The sequence below is a fragment of the Alicyclobacillus shizuokensis NBRC 103103 genome, assembly GCF_001552255.1.
GTDB classification, from domain to species: domain Bacteria; phylum Bacillota; class Bacilli; order Alicyclobacillales; family Alicyclobacillaceae; genus Alicyclobacillus_G; species Alicyclobacillus_G shizuokensis.
This window is the reverse complement of sequence record NZ_BCQV01000023.1, coordinates 16791-38934: the sequence shown is the minus strand read 5'-3', so window position 1 is coordinate 38934 and position 22144 is coordinate 16791. Positions and strand designations below refer to the sequence as shown.

At 60.1% G+C, this 22144-nt stretch carries 17 protein-coding genes; 1 reads left to right on the top strand and 16 read right to left on the bottom strand.

Annotated elements, in window-relative coordinates; genetic code table 11:
* Nucleotides 1-49 precede the first annotated feature (49 nt).
* From ASH01S_RS10100 to ASH01S_RS10080, 5 genes are all read right to left on the bottom strand, one after another.
* Complete coding sequence (locus tag ASH01S_RS10100; RefSeq protein ID WP_067927356.1) at nt 50-1318, bottom strand: Wadjet anti-phage system protein JetD domain-containing protein; 1269 nt, start codon at nt 1316-1318, stop codon at nt 50-52.
* Nucleotides 1315-4779, bottom strand: a complete 3465-nt coding sequence (locus ASH01S_RS10095) for an ATP-binding protein (RefSeq protein WP_067927351.1) — start codon at nt 4777-4779, stop codon at nt 1315-1317. Before ASH01S_RS10095 ends, ASH01S_RS10100 begins: the two co-directional genes overlap by 4 nt.
* Nucleotides 4776-5447, bottom strand: a complete 672-nt coding sequence (locus ASH01S_RS10090; protein WP_169794219.1) for a DUF4194 domain-containing protein — start codon at nt 5445-5447, stop codon at nt 4776-4778. Before ASH01S_RS10090 ends, ASH01S_RS10095 begins: the two co-directional genes overlap by 4 nt.
* A gap of 4 nt (nt 5448-5451) precedes the next feature.
* Nucleotides 5452-7023, bottom strand: a complete 1572-nt coding sequence (locus ASH01S_RS10085) for a Wadjet anti-phage system protein JetA family protein (RefSeq protein WP_067927340.1) — start codon at nt 7021-7023, stop codon at nt 5452-5454.
* A 207-nt stretch (nt 7024-7230) separates the two neighbouring features.
* On the bottom strand, nt 7231-7668 hold the full coding sequence (locus ASH01S_RS10080) for a hypothetical protein (protein ID WP_157067086.1): 438 nt from the start codon (nt 7666-7668) through the stop codon (nt 7231-7233).
* A 241-nt stretch (nt 7669-7909) separates the two neighbouring features.
* On the opposite strand from ASH01S_RS10080, the gene ASH01S_RS18510 reads away from it, so the two are divergent.
* Nucleotides 7910-8077 (top strand): hypothetical protein, encoded by a 168-nt coding sequence (locus tag ASH01S_RS18510; RefSeq protein ID WP_157067085.1) that lies wholly within the window; start codon nt 7910-7912, stop codon nt 8075-8077.
* A 157-nt stretch (nt 8078-8234) separates the two neighbouring features.
* On the opposite strand, the gene ASH01S_RS10075 is transcribed toward ASH01S_RS18510, so the two are convergent.
* The 11 genes from ASH01S_RS10075 to ASH01S_RS10025 form a co-directional block, all read right to left on the bottom strand.
* Nucleotides 8235-8735, bottom strand: a complete 501-nt coding sequence (locus ASH01S_RS10075; protein ID WP_067927335.1) for a PTS sugar transporter subunit IIA — start codon at nt 8733-8735, stop codon at nt 8235-8237.
* Nucleotides 8736-8874: 139 nt separating this feature from the next.
* Nucleotides 8875-10338 carry a PTS transporter subunit EIIC gene (locus ASH01S_RS10070; protein ID WP_067927331.1) on the bottom strand — a complete coding sequence of 488 codons (1464 nt, stop codon included), beginning with the start codon at nt 10336-10338 and terminating at the stop codon, nt 8875-8877.
* A 90-nt stretch (nt 10339-10428) separates the two neighbouring features.
* Nucleotides 10429-10899: a PTS transporter subunit EIIC gene (locus ASH01S_RS10065; RefSeq protein WP_067927328.1), complete on the bottom strand. Its 471-nt coding sequence runs from the start codon at nt 10897-10899 to the stop codon at nt 10429-10431.
* Between the two features lie 217 nt (nt 10900-11116).
* Nucleotides 11117-12019 carry a BglG family transcription antiterminator gene (locus ASH01S_RS10060; RefSeq protein WP_067927325.1) on the bottom strand — a complete coding sequence of 301 codons (903 nt, stop codon included), beginning with the start codon at nt 12017-12019 and terminating at the stop codon, nt 11117-11119.
* Between the two features lie 262 nt (nt 12020-12281).
* A complete protein-coding gene (locus ASH01S_RS10055) occupies nt 12282-13433 on the bottom strand; it encodes an S-methyl thiohydantoin desulfurase family protein (RefSeq protein ID WP_067927322.1) in 1152 nt (383 codons plus the stop codon).
* Nucleotides 13420-15006: a hydantoinase/oxoprolinase N-terminal domain-containing protein gene (locus ASH01S_RS10050; protein ID WP_067927319.1), complete on the bottom strand. Its 1587-nt coding sequence runs from the start codon at nt 15004-15006 to the stop codon at nt 13420-13422. The genes ASH01S_RS10055 and ASH01S_RS10050 overlap by 14 nt, the downstream gene beginning before the upstream one ends.
* Before the next feature lie 61 nt (nt 15007-15067).
* Nucleotides 15068-16138, bottom strand: a complete 1071-nt coding sequence (locus ASH01S_RS10045) for an S-methyl thiohydantoin desulfurase family protein (RefSeq protein ID WP_067927316.1) — start codon at nt 16136-16138, stop codon at nt 15068-15070.
* Between the two features lie 81 nt (nt 16139-16219).
* The gene (locus ASH01S_RS10040) at nt 16220-17539 is read right to left on the bottom strand and encodes a cytosine permease (RefSeq protein ID WP_245629022.1); all 1320 of its coding nucleotides are present in this window, start codon (nt 17537-17539) and stop codon (nt 16220-16222) included.
* A gap of 187 nt (nt 17540-17726) precedes the next feature.
* Nucleotides 17727-19577, bottom strand: coding sequence for a PucR family transcriptional regulator (locus ASH01S_RS10035; RefSeq protein WP_067927313.1), 1851 nt, complete (start codon nt 19575-19577; stop codon nt 17727-17729).
* 143 nt (nt 19578-19720) lie between these two features.
* Entirely contained in the window at nt 19721-20863 is a 1143-nt protein-coding gene (gene solA, locus ASH01S_RS10030) for an N-methyl-L-tryptophan oxidase (RefSeq protein ID WP_083517023.1), read from the bottom strand.
* Between the two features lie 63 nt (nt 20864-20926).
* Nucleotides 20927-22114, bottom strand: coding sequence for a helix-turn-helix domain-containing protein (locus tag ASH01S_RS10025; RefSeq protein ID WP_067927310.1), 1188 nt, complete (start codon nt 22112-22114; stop codon nt 20927-20929).
* Nucleotides 22115-22144: the final 30 nt, after the last annotated feature.

The following is a 22144-nucleotide window of genomic DNA, read 5'->3' as shown; positions in this document are numbered from 1 at the left end:
GCGTCCATGACGCATGGTACCTATATTTTTCTTTGGGTCATTCGTCCCATTACACCAAGAACGCCTCCTGCTCCAGCGTCCCACCAACGTCAAGCAGCTTTTGCACCAGAGGCCATTCGGGCGCGTAGCGGTCATCCTGCAGCAGGCTATAGAGCCTGTCGCGATAGCTCTCATCAAAAGGCGTGACATATTCCTGCAGCCGGTCCAACCACACCGGCTCCATCCGCCAGCCTACGGCCTCAGGCCAGACGGAGTCGCGTAGGTGCTGCAGGATGAGGATGCCGCCATAGTCCAGATCGCCCCAGTGTTCGAGACGAGGCAGGTGTCCTTGCCGTTGTCCGTGTTCCCGGAGGGCCTGCAAAAATCGGCGTACGACCGGACTGGCAAACCCGGCGAGATACACCACCACTTCGTCCGCCCTCCGCTCCGTCTGGACATAGTGGCGGTAATTGGCCTTGTTTTCGATGGTCAGGACACGCCCTTCCGGTGCGGATACGACCTCCAGCCTGCGCACCGATTCCGTCCCCAGCGCCAACCCGTAGGGGAACGCAGAAGCATCCACATCCTGTCCCCCCACTCGGATCCTAAGCGGACCCGCAAACGCCACATCGTCGTGACTCGAAAGAATGCCAAGTTCGTTCAAAAGTTCTGCGTCCCCCATACCCGCTCGCACCAATTCTTCGGCAGGCGGCCAATAGCGGCGTATGACCGCCAGGAATCGTTCTTGCACCTGGCGCTCAAACGCCTTGCTCGACCGAAGATAACGCTTGGAGAACAGGCGCAAGGTCAACTCCTCGTCGCCTTTGTCTACCCATCCCGCCAAAGCCGACAGCAGCAGCCGGCGGCGATGCGGATCGGACGGAATCAGACTGGTCGGAAAACGTCCCTGCTCCGTCAACTGCGCTTGCACATCGTCAAGCCACTGCTCCAGCCATGGCGTGGCCAGGCGTGGGCGCCACGACTCCAATTCCTCGGCCACATCGGCCAACTGCTCGCGCAGTGGCTGCCGGCCCAGCCATGCGTAGGCCCGTTCCACGCCCTGCCACTGCAGATACACCCGTTCCAGCAGATTTCCTTCCTCGTGCTTCACCCACTTGAGTTCGAGGACACCGTTCTCCTCCAGGCTCCGCAAGTCCGCGTGAAAGGTGCGAATCACGTCCGGATCGGCCGAGCCGGAAAAATATCCGGGAGCATATCGTTCCTCCATCCGCAGCTGAATCCGCCGTGCGGTAGGCTGGCCGGTGACAAACGCTTTGCTGGATTCGTAGCGATGGATGAGTTCACCCACCATCCGTTCCGCCCACGGAGAACGCGTCAACGATTGGCCACCTCCGCCCGCTTGGCATCAAAGGCGGAGACGCGCGTCACGCTGCGAATGCGGGTGACAACCAGCGTGCGGTCCACGTGCGGGACAATGTCCGCAATTTTCTCCGTAGGCGCGGACAAGATCAACTGCAGCCCCAACTCGCGGGTCAAGCGTATGCTCTCACGGATACGCTGGTGGTCCATTTTGCTGTAGGCTTCGTCGAATACGATGAGCCGCAGAGTGTTGTCCAGGCCCATCTGGCGTACGCGATACATCTGGGCAAACGAAGCCAGCACCGAGATGTAGAAGGGGGTCTGCGTCTCGCCACCCGATTTCTTGGCAATGACGCGCGACAACCGCGATTGTCGCCCTTCCTCATCCTTGACCAACAGGTCGAAGTCGAGGTACGTGCGGTAGTCGGTGAACTTTTGCAGATTCTGTTCCAACTCCGTGTGCACCAGCGGGTCCTGCTCGTCCACATCGACGATGTTGTGAAACAGCTCTTCAATCGTATCGCCGTGCCGCTCCTGAAACGATTGCGAGAACAGTCCATAACCTTCGAGCAGCAGATCGTCCGTGATCATGCGATAGAATCGCTCGTACTGCGGATTCGGGCGAACAGCAAACTCGTAGCGATCGCGCCCGAACGGCACGCTCTTGATAGCGTCGTTTAGCTCGCGAATCTGGTGCTGCACCGTCTCGATGTTGCTGCGCAACTTGCTGACGAAATCCTCTTGAAACTGCACCTGCGCGCGTTCCTTGGCGGCGCGGATCTTCTCTTCATACTCGGTGACCTGTGACTCGACCAGCCAGCGCAACTCTTCCTCGTAAGCCTCGTTGTCCTCGCGCTGGATGTCAAACCCGGCCAGGAACTCCTTGTTGTAGGCGGCGCGCAGGTCAATCAGTTCACGTTGGTATTCAGCCTCCCGATTCGCATCCGTGGCCCGTTGCCGGGTGAAGTTCGCGACAATCCTGTCGACGGCGCCGAGTCGCTCCAACTCCTGGCGATAGCGCGGTTCACCGATGTCCGCGGCAAAGAGGGGGTCATGCTGGGAGGACAGCCGCAGTTTCGCCACCTGAAGCTGCTCCTCCAGCTGAGGCAGCAATTCGCCCGCAATGCGATCCCGATTCTCGGTGAGACTGCCGCGCCGGCGTTGCAAATCGGCCATCTGATCGCGAATCCGATGCAGCTCATCGTCACACTCGCCAATCTGCCGCTCCAAAGCCTCCAGATGCGTCAGATCAAGGGAAGCCAGCTGCTCCAGCACCTTCCGCAGGTCGGCCTGCAGCCCTGTTAACTTGTCCAACAGGCCGTCGGTCTCACGGGCCGCCTCCACATCGGCACTGGTTGGCACAGGTTGGCGGCTCCACCCTTGGGCCTGCTGCAAACGCGGTCGCCACATGACACAGGCTTGCTGAACGGCGGACAGGCGCTCTGTCTTCTGCTGCAACTGTTGGGCAATCGCCCGCTTCCCGATGTACATGGTCTGCCACCGGCGCGGGTTCATCTGGCGGGCGACAAAGTTTTGGTAGAGCATGCCGTCGCGCGTGATGCTGGTGCGGTGACGGCGCAAATCCTCGACCCGGTCACACTTGATGACACGCCCTAACAGGAAGTCGGCATAGGCGCGCGCATAGGGACTGTCCGTTTCCACCTCTTCTGCCAGCGAGCCGGGAAGACGTTCCGGGTGCTCGTCAAGAATCTTGCCGATGTCGACCAGGCCCACGTCAAACACCCGCTCCGTTTTCTTCACCTGGTCGTAAATGCGCAGCGCCGCCACAAAGTGTTCGGGTGGGACAATCAGATAAAAGCGTTGGGTATGCAGGTACCCTTCGATGGCCGCCTGCCATTCAGGATTGCGCACCTCCAACAGATCCGCGAAGATGTCAACCGCTACGGCCGAGCCCGTTTGTTCCGCGAGGCCTTCGCGGAGCGCACGCTGCAGCCGCAGCACCGTTCCGTCGTACTGTTTGATGCCGCGCCGCAACTCGGCAATGGACCGCTCAAGATCCACCATCTCCTGCTCCCAGGCGGCCACCCCGTCGCGCAGGCGCCGATGAGCTTCTCCCAGCGCATCCCGGACGGCCTCAAAGTGCGAAACGGCCGTGGCGAACGAATCCACATCGATGCGACAGGCCGAGACATCGACTTCCAACAGGCCGCGGCCGTGCCAATCGTACGCGCTCGGAAGTGCGACGAGGGCCCGGCACAGGTGATGGAGCGCTTGTTCGTAGTCCGCGGCCGCCGCGGCAAACGGGAGATCGAATTCCCCATCCGGTGTCGCCTCCCCCGCGACCTCGTGAGAGCGGCTGTCGGCGGCAAGGGAAAACCAGCCTGTCGCCGCGGCAAGCCCTTGCTGCACCGCCTGCCAACGCGCTGCATGTTCGACCAGCAGCCGCGACTGGCGTTCCCCGGCCCGGAGGATATCGGCATAACGCGTCTCAATGAGTTGCCGATCCGCCCGCAACGCCTGCTGCTTGAGATACACGTCCGATTGGGCTCGCTCCTCCACCAGCCGGTCACGCTTGTCCTGCCAGGCCTGGCGAGCGCTGTCGGCCACGGTCAACTCCGCCTCCACCTGATCGAGTTCCGCCTGGCATGCCGCAAGACGCCGGTTGGCTTCCGCCAGTTCGTCTTCCACACGCTGCACGTCGGCGCGGTCGAGCAGGTAGTGGTATACCCGCAGCCGCCCGCGCACCGTTTCAAGTTGACCGTATGTCGCCTGGATCCGCTTCAGCGCCTCTATGCGTTTGCGGACATGCTCTAATTCTTGCTCCATGCGGCGATAGTGGCGAATGTTTTCTCGCATGTCGTCGATATCGACCTGGTGCCTGACATCACAGACAAACTCCGAGATAAACCCGGCCACGTCCATGATGGGCGTAAAGGGCACGGCTTTGCGGAACAGACGGAGAAACTTCTCGTTCAGCCGCCCCATCTTAGCCAGAAATACTTCCTGATACCGCTTGTTGCTCTCGTATAGCTCAAACCGCTGCCGCCTGCTCTGTCCCCATTGGCGCAGCGCTTGGATATCCAGCGGCACCTCGTCGCGGATGAAATGAAAGTCTGGCAGCTCCCCATCGAGGGAGAAGAATCGGTGGTCGTAACTGCCATCCGGATAGCTGTCAAAGACCACTCCCAGGCAGAACCGCCGGTGCTTGCGCGTGTCCTCAAACTCCACCACGATGTAGGACGAGAATTGACCCTCGCGCAGGTACACGACCCCACGCTCTTCTTCTTCCGCCACCTCGCCGCGCAAGTATCCACGCAGGGTGCGGCGCGAGTTGTCATTGGCCGCTTTGTTGAAGTAATGACCGCTCGTGTCACCCAGAACAAGCAGCTGCAGGGCGTCCAAAATCGTCGACTTGCCCGCCCCGTTCTTGCCCGTCAAGAAGGTGACCGGCTCAAACTCCAACACCTCGTGGACAATATAGTGCCAGTTGATAAGAAGCATCCGCCGAAGCTGAATCACTGCGCCGCCCCCTCGTCATCTGCGTCCAGGTCGGACACATCTTCGTCCTCCTGGCTGTCGGATGGTTCCAGACTGTCCACCTTGAACCTGTCGTAGATGACATTGATGCGCTCGTCCGAGACCAGCAGCGTAATGCTCGGGTAGATCAGCCAGCGGCTGTCCAGGTCCTGCACATTTCCTTCCACACGCGCCAGAACGCTGCGCCGACGCAGCCGATTCAGCGTCCGCTCCAGGTGGGTGGCGGCCAGCTTGCGGTCAATCAAGCCAAGCGTGTGCAATTTCCCCACCAGTTCGCGCAGGGGAATCACCACCTCGCGCCGCATCGAGGCCTGCTCCATCTGCTCGTCATAGATCAGACGCAGAGTATAGAGCACATACGTAGTGAGCTTGTCCAAGCGCATCCGGTTCCGGCCAAACCGGTTATACAGCGCCATGACGCCGCGTCGCCCGTCCACCTGCAACAGAAAACCACTCACCGCCAGATAGGCCTGCAGAACCGGCAGCACGCGTTCCGCAAACCGGTAATCGCGGTTGGTGACTGTCCTCCGTTCCTTGGCATCCCATACATCCCGCACCAGAAACGTCTGCTCAAACAATACGCTGACGATACGGGCGAACTCCTCTCGGTCTCTATCCGTCAAGGCCGTGTATTCGCGGTACCAGTCCAATTGGTCATGCCCTCCCGTGTGCGCGACTGCCACGGCCACGACCCACTCGGCCGCTGGCCATTTTGACCTCCATCGGCACGGCGACACCGTCGCCCAGTGTCCGCACAAATGTCAGGGCCGGAATTCGATATCCCCCGACAACGACGGCCCGCTGCTGCTCGTCCCACTCTACGTCGAACGGAACCTGCGGCTCATCCGCTTTGATTAACGCCATCATGGTTCGCAGCAGGTCTTCCATCTCCCGCAATCGCAGCGATTGCGACCGTAGTACTCCATCTTCGCCCATTTGCGAGAGGATGAATTCGACGATGCGCGTCTCCGAGAAAACGGAGTCCATGCGCTCCAGCATCTCTTGAGCCTCAGCCGCAAAGGCAGCCTCTGCCACCTGGGAAGACGCCTGCAGTGGGCGCGGCGTCCCCCGTTTCCGGCGCCTGGGCTCGCTGTACAGAGCATCCGCATCCGCCCATTGCACTTGAAACAGCGGCAGGGCTTCCATCTCGCGCAGCAGTGGTGAGTCCACATCCTCGGCAAACGGCGGCAAGGACTTGAGCAGCTCAATCAGCTTGCCTTTGACATCGCGGTCGGTGTTCAGCAAATACTGCAACCGCTCCGCCGAAGCGCGGCTGTAAGCGGTGTTGCGGCGGTCAATCTCGCGTAAGGTCTCATCAATCGATTCGAACGTGTCGACTATGAACTGGATCATTCGCACGATTTCATACCGACTGTCCGACTCGTCCCACTCCGGGTGCTGCAAGCGCAGCCGCCGCGACATGTCCGCAAGCACGTCGGCGTCTTGCAACCATGACCGCAACACCTGGAGAATACGTGGACGAAAACGGTACACGCTGTCCACCGTCTTGAGTGGGTGGTAAACTTTCAACGCGACACCCACCTGATATTCGTCAAAGTGTTCTTCAAGCAGCTCCCGGATTTCTTTTCGATCTTGCAGTTTCTGATAATACAGGTGGATGTTATGCAAAAGGCTGCGCAGGCTTTCGCGCAGAGCCACCGTGTTGTCGTAGGCGCTCTGAAGCGCCTGCAGCATGAACTCGTCGCGGTCCTCATTGGCCGTGCGCAAGGTGGAGTAGATGGAATAGACAAACGCGTTGTAACGTCTGTCGGGCGGATCGACAATATCGGCGAACGCGTCCAGCAGGATGCTGGCATACTCGGGGACGATGAGTGTCTCCTCTAGACTGTCGGCCTCGGTAATCGGCGCCAACCAGCCTGCGTCGATAAGCTTGCGAACCAAGGTATGGGCGCGCCCTGAAACCGACGACGCCCCGGGCTCGCTGGCCGCCTGCGCGGGATCGGCGGCCACGGCCTCACCGTACGCTTCCACCTCCCCAGCCAACGCGCCCGCATCGGCCAGGTTAACATCTTCGTTGAACGACACCGCGGCCAGATCTTCCTCCAACTGGCTGATGAGATACGTGACCAAATCGGTGCGGCGAAACTGCACTTCGCGTTGATAGCAATCACGCAGCACCATCAAAGCGCGAAAGTAGACGCGACGGTTTGGCGCTGCCAGAATTGAAAACAGGTTGTCAGGGACAATGTCAAATAGGTCGCGCATGATAGACCGCCTTGTCAAGTCGGCTCGGATTCGCTGCCTCACGATGTGGTAGTCCACTTATTGTAGCGCATCCGGTCGAATCCTGCGACATTTCTTGCTGGAAAATATCGTGGTGTAAAGTGGCATAATAATAAAGTGGCACAATAATATAGAAGAAAATCTATGGAACACAAGGAGAGACCTGAGCCCTCAGGTACCTTCGTGCGACTACGCATGGGTTCCTTTGAGGAGATGCACATCCTCTTCTGTCTTCGCAATTCGCTTCAACTGATAGTCCAACCGTCGGTCGAATGACGCGATCTGCCCAGCCATCAATTCCTGCCGATTTTCCCATCGGTCCAATCGGCCGTCCGTCCGTTCCAATCGATTCTCGATTCGCTCCATCCGCTTGTCCGTGCGATCCAGCTGCGTTTCCATGTCCACAATCCGCTTCTCCACATTGTCCAACCGTGTTTCGACCGCCGCCATCCGCCTGTCCATATCGTCCAACCGTGTTTCGACCGCCGCAAGCCGCGTCTCCACATCATCAAAACGCGCTTCCAAATGCGCAAATCGCTCGGTCATCTCGGCACGCATACTGCCGACGTTGGCAATGAGTTGTGTCATCAAATCGTCTATTCTATCCAACCGTGTCTCTAGGTCCACCACCCAATTCCACCTCACTCGACGGTTTCGGCAGACACATTGGATTCCGCGCCTCTGTCTGTCCCAAGCATACCGCACGACAAGACCCGCGTCCATGATACAAAGTATAGTTTCGACAACGGGAAAAAAGTGGAGGTGTTCGGCTGCAAACGGCCGCAACAACTTCCTTGCCTGCATGGTTCAGCCGGCGGATGGACATCCTAGCGGCGAACCATTGCCAGAACAGCAAAGGAGGGCGGCCATGAACGATGAGAGGTCGGAGGCCTTTTTGAACACCATCGAGGGGTTTGAAGAAGCCAACCGCCACTTGTACGAACACTGGGATACCATCCCCTTCGACCAACGCCTGGATCTGCTCCGCAAACAATGGAACCGGCTGCAGGAACTGCGCAATCGGATTGCACATTGACGGTGGACAGTGTAAATACAATATCTTTGGAGATAAGCAAGTGAAACAGGGCGCTGAGATCAGGTTTCAGCACAAACCAAGAGTTCCGATGAAACCTGCGCGCCCTGCTGAGTACGACGATATCCACGTATCGGAAGAACAGAATTTTACCCTCTCGTCAACGCTTAGGCCAGACTTTGAAAACCCAGTCCTCGCCAGCATGGACAAAGGCAGGAGCGGCCTTCTCCATGTTCTCGACACTGGGCATGTTGGATACAATCACTGGTGTCACCAGAGACCGCGCGGTCACCTTCAGTTTGTCCAAGTCCAGACGAATCAGCGGAGTTCCGGCTTGAACGAACTGGCCGGGTTCGACGACCCGGGTAAACCCCTCGCCTTTCAGCTCGACCGTATCCAGTCCAACATGAATCAGAATCTCAATGCCCTCTGGCGTCGTGATCCCTGCCGCATGCCCGCTTGGGAACAATTGTGTCAATGTGCCGGAAACCGGAGCCACGACCTCTTCCGTTTCGGGAACCAACGCAACGCCGTCTCCAACCATGCACTGGGCGAATACCGGATCGTCCACCTCCTGAATGGGAATCAATTTGCCGGTGACGGGCGCCCAAATCGTCACCGCGGATTCCTCTTGCGCTTTGCGTCTAAACAGGTTCTTCATATCGAAGTCACTCCCCATCGTTGTCCGCACCTGTTTACCGACGTCGCCATGCGCCTCGCACGCGTCAGCACCGGCTTCGCAACATGTAGCGGAAGGTTCAACAGGCTCGTCACTAGAAGTAAAGACATTGAAGACGAACCTACATGATCTCCTTCATTTCGTCCACCAGCAGATCCGCGATGGTACCCACTACAACCTGGGCATTGTGGGTATCCAATCGGATCACCCCACTGGCCCCCAGTTGTTTCAACTCAGTCTCATCCAGTTTCGTCATGTCTTTTACCTTCAGGCGCAGACGGGTGGTACAGGCTTCGATTTCCAAAATGTTGTCCGCTCCACCCAAGGCTTGGATATATGCCTGCGCCCTACTTGTGGACTGAACCTCCCCGCCCGTGTTCGAGGGCATGAAAGCAGCGCGGTACCCGACGCTGGGTGCAACGGCGGCTGCGGCAGCCACTGCGGATTGTCCAGCCTGATACTCGTCGAGAATGAAGCTGCTTGTGCCACTTCCGTCGTCGCCTTCGTCACGACCAGGCGTCTTGATATCCCAAAGTTTGATGGCAAAGTAGAAGGTGACGAAATAGATAATGAAGAATGCGACACCAATCGGTATCAACCAATAACCATGGGTCGCGTGGTTGCGATTCAGCACGTAATCGATGAGGCCAGCGGAAAACGTAAACCCGTCCCGGATGCCGAGCAGGTAACAGACAAACAGTGAAATGCCTGTCAGTACCGCGTGCAGCACAAACAGGAACGGTGCCAGAAACATGAAGGCGAACTCAATCGGCTCCGTCACCCCCGTAAGCAGGGCGGTGAAAGCGGCGCTGCCCATGACGCCTGCCACCACTCTTCGGCGTTCCGGCTTGGCCGTTAAAATCATGGCCAAGGCTGCCCCCGGCAACCCGAACATCATGATGGGAAAGAAGCCGGCCATGTACCCGCCGGCGGTCGGATCGCCCGCAAGAAAGCGCGTCAGATCGCCGTGCTGGCCATGATAGGTCCCGTACACAAACCAGATGTATGTGTTGATGACATGGTGAAGGCCAAAGGGAATCAAGAGACGGTTGAACAGGCCGTACAGCCCAGCCCCAATGGCGCCGGTTTCCCCGAGCCAAACGCCGAGCTGATTGAACGCGTCTTGGACGTACGGCCATCCATAACCAAACGCGATGGCAAGAACCACGGAAACCAGTGCAATGAGGATGACCGCCAGAGCCTTGCTTCCCCCCATAAAGTCCAAGCCTTTTACCTCACGGCGGCTCACCCGGTTGAACAACCACCCCGTCCACAGCCCGGTAACAATCGCTCCTAAATAGCTGAGATCATTGCTGGCGTCAATGGCCTTGGCACCATAGGACAAGATCTCGAACGAGACCAGACTCGCCAGACCAGCCAGACCGTGATTGTCTTTGGCAAAACCGACCGCGATGCCAATAGCGAACAACAGCGGCAGATAGTTAAGAATGGCGTTCCCGGCTGCTGCCATGAACGGGATGTTCAGTGTATCTGGCTGCCCCAGGCGAAGCAGCAACCCGGCAATCGGGAGGACCGCTATCGGCAACATAAGCGCCTTGCCAATTCGCTGAAGTTGACCCAGCATGGAAGAGCCCCCTTTGCTTCCATAGATACCGTGGGAAATACCGAGCGCCCTCTGCATCGGTCGAATACGCGCGGATGTGCTGGACCATTCTCACTGCCACGTATGTCCAATCACCAACGCGATGAATAGAGCCGCAAACCCGGTCACGATGGGCACGAAGCGGCGGCCGCCGAAAAACCCGAGCCAGCTGGGCAGCTTCGTGCGGTAAAAGCGGTTGTACATGTACCCAGCCAGCGCCCCTGATATCAAACCGGCCACAAGCAACAGAGCGCTCTTGTCGTTGAGGTTGATGGACTTGTTGATGGCGCTCGCCCCCTGAATAATCACCTCATAGGCGACGAAAGCCGCCAGACCGGCAGCGCCTTGATTTTCATTCGCCAGAGCGACAGCAATTCCAACCGCCAAGATAGCGGCATAATTCGACAATACTCCGTAACCGACACTGACCAGAAAAGGCACGTCCACCGCTCCAGGCAAGCCAAGCCAATACAGAATGGCCGCCATGAGAAAGACTACTCCCATGAGAATAGCGACTTTGACCAAGGTGACTCTGGCCTGCATGATAATCCCCCTCTCCTTCAAGAGCCGGTAACAGACCGGTCTCTCCCGATGGCGCAACGCGACACGAAAAAAAGACAGAGCACGAGCCACTCACGTAGCTCATGCCTGTCTTTCGCATCGACAGTAACACGCTATCCTTGAGTAAATTATAGGTTGCATCAATAATATTCGCAACAGAAAAAAGATCGTAACAGAACAAACACGGATGGAGTGTCTCTCAGCCGGACGACCGAATCCGCGCAATATGCATCGCCAAGTACGCCACCTCATCGGCCGAAAATTCACAACCGATTCGACGGCCGATGAGATCCGACGCCTTTTGGGCTATTTGGTAACTTTCCGGCAGCTTCTCCCGTACGGCGTCCACCAATGGATTGGAGATCGGCTGCTGACGCAGCACGCGTTGAATGGAAAACCGGAGATGGATGACCAAACGCGCGTAGTTCATGTGGTCTCTTGAGATTTCATAACCCAACCCCTCTTCGATGGATCTCACGGCCAAATTGACAGCGTCCGTGACCTTTATCGTCTCTGACAGCCCACGAGGGTGCGTGGCCGAATGGATGTGCAACGTTAAAAAACCCACTTCAGCGGCGGGAATCGGAATCTGAAACCTCTCCTCAATCCGACGCGCGCCAGTCTGCGCCACCCTCCACTCCCGCGGATACAACGTTCGAATCTCGTCGACAAACGGATTCTCAATCACCAGATTTCCCTGCAGACGAGACAGGGCAAAACCAATATGATCCGGTAGAGCGACATGGATGTGCTCGTGAAACTCGCAGCCAAGAGATTCCGCTGCAAAGCTGATAATTTCCTCCGCGATACCGACAACCTCGGGGCGAACTGTGGTGAAAAGTTGATCAAATTGAGCCCTGTGCGTGGGAAGTACAAGAGCGAAGCTTTTTTCCACGCGTGGATCATCTCCGGCGATAGGTTGTCCACGCCGGGCGCCAAAGCCAAGACCCTTGCCAATCAAGATGTATTCATCATCACGGGGAGACAGCACCACAACGACATTGTTGTTCAGCACCCGCTCAACGACAAAACGGGCTCCCTTATCGTTCTGGCCCTTGCCACGAACGCGCTCTCCGCCCCGGCCGGTCGCTCGGTCAAACATGCTCAGGCCCCCCAACCGCTGATCCACGCTTGCTGCACAAAAAGCCTAAACCAACGGAACACTCTGTCACATCTAGGCGCATATCCTGGTGATGAGAGTTTGGGCCTATGGAATCTTATCCATCGGCACCAGATGCGGGCACTGACTGTGTTTATATGATATACCGAAATGGAATGGATCGGCGAGCGCAGGCCCAACAAAAACAGCCGCGGCGCCTCGTTCCGAGGTCCGCAGCGGCTATCTGTCGAGTGTGCTCTTCTTTCTACTTTGCCGCCAACAAGTGCTCCTTGTCCTTCGGCACGCCGACCTGCCGATAAAACGCCGCGTTCTTCTGCTCCAGTGGTATGAACGGCACATCGTAGCCAAACTGCCGCGGTCCCCAGACGGCGAGGGCGGCATCGGTACGCATGATCTGCGGCGTCGGAATGCCGATGACCACCGCGCGCTGACCGTAGCGAAGGCGTTCGTTCGTCACGGGGAGTCCGGTCTCCGGATCTAACAAAGCGATGATGTCCGGCACCGTCGCCACCACTTCCCCGTCCACCAGAGCCACAAGATTCTCGTTCTGAAACTCAATCGTCATTTCACGGTCGGCGTCTTGCTCCACCCCGCGCAGCACAGCCTTGCCAACGGCGAAACCGTCTCGCGTGCGCCGCGAGACATCGACGACCTTGCCGAAAAACAGGCGGACTCCGTGGCCGTAGAGGGTACCGGCCGTGGCCGCCAGCACGGCCTCGACCGGATTGCGGTGCTCGCGTTTGGCGTCCTCCAGGGCGCGGCCCAGCTGGATGCACATGGAGATGGTCCCGCGTACGGCGGACTGTTTCATCTGCGCCCCGGTCATCGGGTAATCGACGAGGTGGGAATATCCGCCCATCTTCACCGTGCAGGCGCGAGCAAACGATTCGAGCCGATAGTTGTCCACCGTCTCGAACAGCACCACGTTGCCCCACTCGTCCGCAATGCAGGCTGGTGTGCCGGAGACGCCAAAGACATGGAACGTTTCCATCTGCAGCTCCGGAAACGCCCGCCCCATGCCGTCTCCATCGACCACCGGCAGCCCCATCCGGGCCGCCACGACAAACGGGATCATGCTGTTCATGCCGCCGCATTCCACCGGGCACAGGGCCGTCACCCGTTGGTTGAGGTGGCGTTCCATCCGCTGCACCGCCAGGCTCGTCTCATCGCCGGCCGGAATCTTTTCCAGGAAGACCGTCGGCGCCCCCATCATGGCGACCGGAAACACCACCGCCTCGTCCTCCAGGTCGGCCGCGTCCAACAACTCCACCGCGCCGTGCTCGGCCATCGCCTGCTGGGCCATCAGTTTGCCGATGAGCGGATCGCCTCCGCCGCCGGCGCCCAGGATGGCCGCCCCAACCGACAGCGGCTCCAGGTCCTGCTCATGAACGCGCATGGCTGTCCTTCGCCCCCCTCCGTTCGTACGAGGCCAGCGTACCGGCGGCGGTTACCTTGACGCGCACCGCATTCCCCGGCAGATAGGCGATGGGGACCTCCTCCATCTCAACGACCTCCAGCGTCGAGGCGTCGGCCCCGGCGCGAATGGCTTCCGAGAACGCGATGGCCTGGGCCTCCTCCAGCACCTCTTCGCGCGACCTGTGGTCCATCGCGAAAATCCTGTCCACGCGCCCGCTCACCTGCGCGATGGCAGCGCCAATGGCGTTCGCGACATCGTAGTTGTCCGGACGGTAAACCTCGGAGACCCCTTCGAACGCGTCCGGCAACAGCACGCTGCCGCCGCCGACAAGAATCAAAGGCACCGCGCTGGCGCTCGTCTTCATCCGGTCAATCGCTTCCGTGACGCGGGCGATGGCCAAATCATAAGCCGCCTGCGCCCGATTTCGCGGCAGGGTTACCGGGTGCGTGCCCACCCGGGCGCGGCCCAGTGCCACCGCAATATCGGTGAACGTGGTCTGCGATCCGCCGAAGCACCGTCCCTCTTCCACAATCCGGTAGCCGACGCTGTCCGGGCCAATCTGCAGGTCCCCGTCCAAATCACGGACGATACTCCCCCCGCCCAGGCCAATCGAGAACAAGTCCGGCATGCGAAAGTTCGTGCGCACGCCGCCGACCTCGACCGCGATGAACGACTCGCGCGGGAATCCGTGGACCAGTACCCCGACATCCGTCGACGTGCCACCGACGTCCACCACCATCGCGTCCTTCAGCCCAGTCAGATAAGCGGCACCGCGCATGCTGTTGGTCGGGCCGCAGGCGATGGTGAGAATCGGGTACAAGAGCGCGTACTCGACCGACATCAACGTGCCATCGTTTTGCGCGAGGTAAAGGTTGGCGTGGATGCCGATACTGGCCAATGCTTCCTGGAACGAAACGGTGGCCCGTTTCGCCACCTTCGACACCGCGGCGTTCAATACCGTGGCGTTCTCCCGCTCCAAGAGACCGACACTGCCAATCTGATGAGACAGGGAGATGGGAGTATCCTCGCCCAGTTCTTCCCGAAAGATCACCGCCGCTCGTTCTTCATGGGCGGCGTTGACCGGCGAAAAGACACTGGAAATGGCCACAGCCCCCACCTGGCCCTTCACCTCACGGGCGATGCGAGTCAACTCCTTCTCGTCGAGGGGAGCAATCTCGCGGCCATCAAACTCGTGTCCCCCACCCACGATGTACGAAAACCGCTGATACCGCCGGCGCAGGTCCTCCGGCCAGCCGGCCAGTGGCTGCACCGCGCGGGTCGCCGGTGCGCCCAGCCGCACCACCGCCACGTCGTTCAAATCGCGCCGCTCGATGATGGCGTTCGTCACCTGCGTCGTTCCCAGCATCGCCTGCGATATGGCGACCGGATCGACACCACTGTCGTCGAGCACCGCGCGCACCGCATCGCGGATGCCGGTCATGATGTCGCTGCTGTCCGGCCGTTTCCTCTTCGCCACCACCCGGTTGTCTCCGTCCAGCAAGACCACATCTGTATTCGTGCCGCCTACGTCGATGCCCAGCCGATAACTCACTGTCTCATCCCTCCGTCATGCATCTCTTTGCCGCTCGTCGCGACCAACCCAGGCGTCCCCTTCACGGCCGGAGGGGAACGTAGTCCAGGTCGTAGCCGAAATAGCGCGGGCCCACCAGCTCCAACGCCGCTTCCTGGCGCCAGACGTCAGCGCACGGCATGCCGATTACAGTCACCCGCTGTCCGTAGCGGACCTCTTCTGTGGTGATGGGGCGAATCGTCTCTAGGTCCATCACCGTGATGAGGTCTGGCACCGTGGCCACGGGGGCCCCATCGCGCAGCGCCACCAGGTTTTCATTCTGAAACTCCAGCCGCAGTACAGACCCCGTATCCTCTGCAAGCCCCTCTATCGTCACCGTCCCCCGGGCAAACCCACCCACCGTCCGCCGCATCACGTCGGTGACTTTGCCCGTGAACAGCAGCCGCCCGCTGGTTTGTTCCAAGAGTTCCGCGAGCCGATCCGCTCGGTCCATGGGTTGCTGCAAGATGCGCCCGATGGCGAGCGCCCGCGATAGCGTGCCATGCACCAGATGGGCGCGCATTCGCCCGGCGGTGGCAGGGTACAGGGCCAACATGGCCGATCCCCCCATGACCACGGTCGCGCTGCGCGACAGCGCCTCGGTCCAGGCGTTGTCGATGGTCGACAGGAGCAGCGTGTTGCCCTTGTCGTCCACCAGCATCATCGGCGTGGCAGAAATGCCGCCGAGGTGGAACGCGGTCATGGGGATCTCGGGAAACGCTCGGCCCATCCCGTCCGCGTCGACCACCGGGATGCGCAGCTCCGCCGCCACCACAAACGGGATCGTGGAATTGAGACCGCCCGCCTCAGCCGACACGGTCGCCGCCGCCTTCTGGCCGAGAAACCGCTCAAGCTGCCGAAAGGCGGCGCTCGGCTCTTGTCCGCTCGGGATCTTTTCCACCATGACCGTCGGTGCGCCCATCATCGCCGAGGGAATGACCAATTCGTTGTCAGCCAATTCATCGATGCTGACCAGCTCGACCGGCCCGTGCGTCTCCATCGCCTGTTTCGCCATAAGAGCGCCGATGTACGGGTCTCCCCCACCGCCTGCGCCCAGCACGGTGGCTCCCAGCGCCAGGGCATCGATGTCGTGTGCATAGATCTGTGTCCTCATTGCGAATCCGTCCTCCCGTGAAATCGGCGGCCCCTCACCCCAGGGGTGAGACGGGCCCGCCCGCAGCTGTCCTGAGGCCGATTAACGACGCGTCGGAACCGATCCGTACGTGACCGCCCGCTTGCCGTGAACCAACGCGCTCAGCAACCAGTACATCCCCCCGCCGACAATCAGCGAATTGAGGGAAGGAATGCCCCAATGCAGCCACTGGCCCACCGCAAAACCGGCCGCCCAGGCAATCAGGGTCAACGGGTTCCAAGCCTCGTACGTATCCGGCAGCTTGTCCAACGGCCTGGTGGCGTCCAGCTCGGCCCGGTAGCGGCGGACCAAAAAGTATTCGACGAGAAGGATGGACCCCACCGGCGGCACGGCCACACCGAGCAGGCTGAGGAAACCTTGGAAATGGGCCAGGATGCCCAGCACCGACAGCACTGTGCCCAAAAGGCCAAACACAAGCGCAACCCCCGCCCGGCTGATGCGCTTGCCGAATACCGAATCGGCCAGGTTGACAATGCCGAGCGATGAGGAATACAAGTTCCAGTCGTTAATCTTCACCGTCGCGGTGACCAGGATGATGGTGCCGATGAGACCGCTCGTCGACATGACGATGGTGATGACGTCCGAGGATTTGACCGCGTGCGCGAGCAGCACGCCGATGAGCCCAATCACGTACTCGCCCAGGCTGATGCCGACCACCGTCTGCTTGACGACATCCGCAGCGGATCGGTTATAGCGGGACATATCGGGCGTAATGATGGCGCCGACGATGAACCCGCCCGCCACCATGCTCGCCCCATCCGCCAGGGAAATGTGCGGGCCCGGCGCCGGCATGGAGATCAGCTGACCCAGTGAATAGTGCGAGAAAGCCTTGCCAATGGAGAACAAAGCGACAAGGACAAACAGGGGCACCGCAATGTACGCGGTGTAACCCATGGAGAGAAAGCCGAAGATGACAATCAGCGTGACCAAGATACCCGTCGCAATCGACCAGGCCCACACCGGCCCTCCGAGCAGCTGGCTCAGTCCATCCGCAAACACCTGGTTTTGCACACCAAACCAGCCCACCAGCGAGATGGCGACGACCAGGCTCAGGATGACCGAGCCGATGCGCCCAAAACCGCACCAGCGAACCAACAGCGTCGTGCTCAGCCCTTCCCGCATGCCGGCGATGCCGAGGAAGATGGAGAGCACCTCCAGGATGGCAGAACCCAGCGTCAGCGCCCAAAACGCCTGCCAGAACGACATTCCGTAGCCCAGCGTGGCACCGAGCAGAAACTGCGACAAGGCCGACAGTTGGCCGAAACGCATCGTGGCAATGCCTATCCAACTGCGCCTATCGGTTTGCGGTACCCGCTCCAGGGAATAGTCGTCCAACTTCCCGCTTGCCTGAGCTTCGTTCACATCCACACCCCCCAGACCACTTGTCGGGCCTTCCCAGGGTCTCAGCCTGCAAAGGATGGGTTCCCCGGGGCATCCCCCAAGCTGGTATTGGTGTGGATTATAATTGCCTGTGGATTTCGTTCATATGGTCAATTCGAACGAGGTTTGCCGCTCGATTGTGCGCGCCGCACAAATTTACCGGCCGCCGTCAGCGGCGCGGGTGATGCAGCCGCCAGGCGCGCAGCGCCAACTGATAGGTCAGACGGACCTGGGGATTGGCCAAATCGGCCTGTATCAGCTCCTGCACGCGGTTGAGACGGTAGCGCAGGGTGTTGCGATGCAGGAATAACCGATCCGCTGCCGCCTGCACCCGGGCTCCACTTTCCAAGTACGCCTCCAAAGACGCCAGCAGCGTCTCCGCGTGGGAATCCGACAGAATCGGCTGCAGCAGCTGCATGGCTTGCGCGTAGGAGGCATTGCGTCCGGATCCGAACACGAGCATGGAAGCCGCATCCTCGGGTTGTTGACCATCACGCACGCCGTACACGCCCTCCGGCAGGCTCAGAAACTGCGCGTAAGTGGCATCCAGCCGCTCAATGACCTGACGCAGACGGGCGGCATGGCGCTCCGCCTGGGACGCAGGTTGGCCTTGCGCATGGGCATCCTTCCCCGGGTCCTGGCCGAGCGAAAAGCGATGGCAGAGCCCGCGCAGGGGAACGCGCAGGCGGGCCTCCCACTGCTCCACCAGCGAACGGATCCGCGTTATCGAGGGCAGCGTCGATTCCCGTTCCCCGCACCAGAGAACAACCACCCCTTCGCGGGCTTCCCAATCCCGCCAGGGAATGCAGCACACGTTCTCCCCGAAGACACCGGTCTGGTAGCGAGGATGGTTCAACAAAGGAAGAACCCGGTCGCGCAAAATCAGCGTATCTTCCCGGAAGATCCGGTAGGCGTACGGAGTGTGCAGCGGCGAAAACGGCTCCTGCCGCAAGCGGTCCGCATCCTTGGCATCCGCCAACGCTATCCACAGGATGCACAGGTGTCGGACCACATCCAAACCGTACAGAGACAAGCGGCGCCGCAAAGACAGTCCGGCCGCCACTTCCGGGATGGCAGACAGGGGCGAAGAGGCTGAATCCGCTGCAGCAGGTTCCTTATTCTCCGGCACATCCCCCGGCTGCCGAAAGTCCATCGCCGGCAGGGAAGACAGGAGGGCAAACACAGCCGCCGCCAAGCTCGTCGTCCACTTGAACGCGCCAGTCACACCGGGGATTTCGGAAAGCAAGAAGTTCTCTGTGCGCGCCTGCAGAACGCCGCCGAGCACCGATACCCACAGGTCTTCGGCGTCCGCATGATAAAGACGGCTGCCCGGCCGCGGTGCAAGCCACACCGCCAGGCGGTTCTCCGTCCTAATCCGCACAGGCACCCGCAACAGACGTTGGTTCTGCCAGGTGTGCCAGGCCGGTTCCGACATCCGCTCATCGCCGGACGCGGCCGCAAGTGAAGACCTCCGGGAGGTTTGTGGTCCCGCCGCGGAACCATCCGTGAGGTGTACCACCACCTCCAGTTCCCTCTCCACCAGGTCCAGCCAGTCCGCCAGGTGAAAGCAGGAGTCCGCTCCTTTCTCGAGGCGCTGCCTGGCCGCGTCCAGCGCCGTGCGGAGTCGCTGCTCCGCGTCGACTAAGCGGCGATAAAAGCCCCGCACGAGGTCCGTGTACGCCGCATCATTGGCCGTCCACAGCAAGGGCAGCTGCAAATTGTCGCACAGGAGAATCGTTCCCTGGGAAAAGTCGGTGCGCTTGCCACCAAGGTACACCACCGCGGCCGCCCCTGCGCCTTTGAAGATGCGCACCAGGACGTCAAAGGTGGATGAATAACCGGGCACCACTTGCGCCGGAATCAAGACCACGCGCCCGGCAAACTCGCCCGGCTGCGCATCCAGCACCCACTCCGTATGGGGACCGAGCAGATGCACATCCACCGCCGGCACACGGATTCCGTCGCGGCCGGCCAAGATGCATAAATTCAGCGAAGCCGCCCATTCCTGCAAGTCAACCAAGGGAGAGACCTCCTGACCCTGCTGCCGCCTCGGTCCAGCGCGCTCGGCCCACAGCGTCATCCTTTCCGCAAAGCGTATCGCGAAAATCCCATCCTGTCCACGAACTGTGGGAGGTCCTCCGTAACTCTGCGATTCCCACAACCCTATAGTGGCTGAAACCGGCGCAGCGAAAACATGGAGACATCCAATTCGGCCCGGTCCGCCACCGCCAACTGAGCCAACACCTCGCCGATTGCGCTGGCAAACTTGAAGCCGTGTCCCGAAAATCCGCAGGCGAACAGTAACTGCGGCCGCTCTGGATGACGGTCGATGATGAAGTGCTCGTCCGGGCTCATCGTGTACACGCACGTCTTCCCGGTGATGAGACGGCCATTGGCGCGCGGTAGAAAATCCTGCAGGAAGCGGCGCAGATCCCCCTCATCCTCGGGATAGGCGCCAAACGTCCGTTCCATCGTGTCGGGGTCTGCCGCCTGTCCGCCATCGTGCCGGCCCACCTTGATTCCGGTCCCACCAAAGCTGGGAAACCCATAGTAGTGAGCCTTGCCCGTTTCGCAGGTAAAGGCGGGGAACTCCGCCGCGCCATACAGGTCTTCGTCGCACTCAAACCAGGCGATGACCTTGCGCATCGGCAGCACAGGGACATCCAGCCCCGCCGCAGCCAACAGCCGTTTGGCCCACGCGCCTACCGTGACTATCACCCGCTCCGCCGTATACACGGACAATCCGGCCCGCACACTGGCTCCCTGGCCGTCCACTCGTATGTCGTCCACCGGCGTGTTGACCAACACCTGCATCCCGCGTGCTTCGCCAAGCCGCCGCATGGCCCGGATGCAGTGCTCGGAAAACAGCACACCTGAAGACGTCTCCAGAGAGCCCACATAGTCGTCCGGCAGCCGCCATCCCGGCCAGCGGCGGCGGATCTCGGCGGCGTCGAGCACCTCAAGCGGCAGGTCGAAAGACGCGCTGCTGCGTACGACCTCCTCCATAAACGGCGATCCCGCTCTGCCCAGGGACAGCACGCCCGTTTGGGCAAATATCTGGGTCCCCGCCTCCACCTGCAGCTCCAGCCACAGCTGCTGCGCCCGCAACGCCAGCGGCACGTACTGTCGCCCTTCCCCGTACGCGTGGCGAATGATGCGAGTATCGCCGTGATGGCTGCCCAGCGTGTGTGGCGGATGAAACGCGTCTACCAGGAGTGTCCGCACCCCCCGCTGGGCAAGGTGCCACCCTGCGGCCATGCCCATGGAACCGGCACCAACCACAATCACTTCGTACGTGTTAGACAAGCAGCATCCCTCCACAACCCATTCCGCAGCCGCAACAGGTGGGTATGCTGCCTAAGCACCGGGCTACCTGGCCGCGCGGTACACCGTCGGGCTGCAATTCATGTAGCGGCGAAACAGGCGGCTAAAGTAGTTGGCGTCATCAAAGCCGACCAGTGTGGCGATTTGCTGAATCGGCAGATCCGTCGTCTGCACGTAAAATGCCGCCTTTTCGACGCGGATGCTGTTCAAATACTCAATAACCCCCATCCCCACCTCTTTCTTGAACAGATGGCTCAAGTAATACTTGCTCATGCAGCAGTGCCTGGCGACATCGACGAGTGTGATGTCTTCGCGGTGATGCTGCTTCATGAACTGAATCGCATCGCGAATAACCGGCGAGACGTCCGGAGTCGTCGTCTCTCCCACCTGCCTCGTTAACCACACCGCGTAGTCCATCACCTTGCGGACGAACTTGTCGTAGCGAATGGTGGAGTACAATTCATGCGTAAACTCTGCGTTCTTGGACAGAATTCGCGCCGCACTCACCCTCATGTCCAAAACCGAACGCGACATCATCGTGATGAGATCGAGCACTTGGCCTTTGAACACGTCTTCATTATAGTGACAAGCCTCGGCCATGCGATCCAGCAACGCCTGCATGCGCGTGGTCACCCCCTGCTCGTCTCCGATGCAGAGGAGGGCAACCAACTCCGTCTTTTCCGCCGCTAATTCTTGGGCCGGGACTTCGCTCAAAGCGGCATTCGCACCGTGTTGGAAGATCAGTTGGTTGCCCTGGAAGAAGCGACCATGCATCGCGCGGATCGCTTCCTGAAACGAGAGATGCAGGTCCTCGGGAGCCGCGTGATAGCCACCGATGCCGATGGATACCGAAATGCCCAACTTTTGCATTGCTGTCTGTATCTTCCTGGCCATGACCAGCAGCGGACCGCCGGCTCCCGGCTTCGAACCGGTAGCTTCTTGAGTCTCCACAAGCAGCGCCAAGACCCCCGCTTCGGTCCAAATCCACGTGAAGGGAAGGTCCACGCATGCATAAACCACATCTATCAATTTCTGGCCGATGTCGAGCGGCCAATGGGCGGAATTTTGCAACTTCAAATCGGGGTACCTGTCAATCGATACAACGACAACCACCCGTGGGTGGACGAAGACGCCAAACCGCTGCTGAAGCTCCGTGAACTCAGCTTCGTGAACCAATGTGCCGGAGATCAAGTAATGCGAGAATGCGAGTTGGGCGGGATCGTGCTGTACCATATGTTCCTCCCACATCATCTTGACAAGGAC

Bases quoted from the DNA above. Each gene is read 5' to 3' on its own strand.
- ASH01S_RS10085 (WP_067927340.1), bottom strand. From the start codon at position 7,023: ATGCGCGACCTATTTGACATTGTCCCTGACAACCTGTTTTCAATTCTG.
- ASH01S_RS18510 (WP_157067085.1), top strand. From the start codon at position 7,910: ATGAACGATGAGAGGTCGGAGGCCTTTTTGAACACCATCGAGGGGTTT.
- ASH01S_RS10075 (WP_067927335.1), bottom strand. From the start codon at position 8,735: ATGAAGAACCTGTTTAGACGCAAAGCGCAAGAGGAATCCGCGGTGACG.
- ASH01S_RS10070 (WP_067927331.1), bottom strand. From the start codon at position 10,338: ATGCTGGGTCAACTTCAGCGAATTGGCAAGGCGCTTATGTTGCCGATA.
- ASH01S_RS10065 (WP_067927328.1), bottom strand. From the start codon at position 10,899: ATGCAGGCCAGAGTCACCTTGGTCAAAGTCGCTATTCTCATGGGAGTA.
- ASH01S_RS10060 (WP_067927325.1), bottom strand. From the start codon at position 12,019: ATGTTTGACCGAGCGACCGGCCGGGGCGGAGAGCGCGTTCGTGGCAAG.
- ASH01S_RS10055 (WP_067927322.1), bottom strand. From the start codon at position 13,433: ATGCGCGTTCATGAGCAGGACCTGGAGCCGCTGTCGGTTGGGGCGGCC.
- ASH01S_RS10045 (WP_067927316.1), bottom strand. From the start codon at position 16,138: ATGAGGACACAGATCTATGCACACGACATCGATGCCCTGGCGCTGGGA.
- ASH01S_RS10025 (WP_067927310.1), bottom strand. From the start codon at position 22,114: ATGGTACAGCACGATCCCGCCCAACTCGCATTCTCGCATTACTTGATC.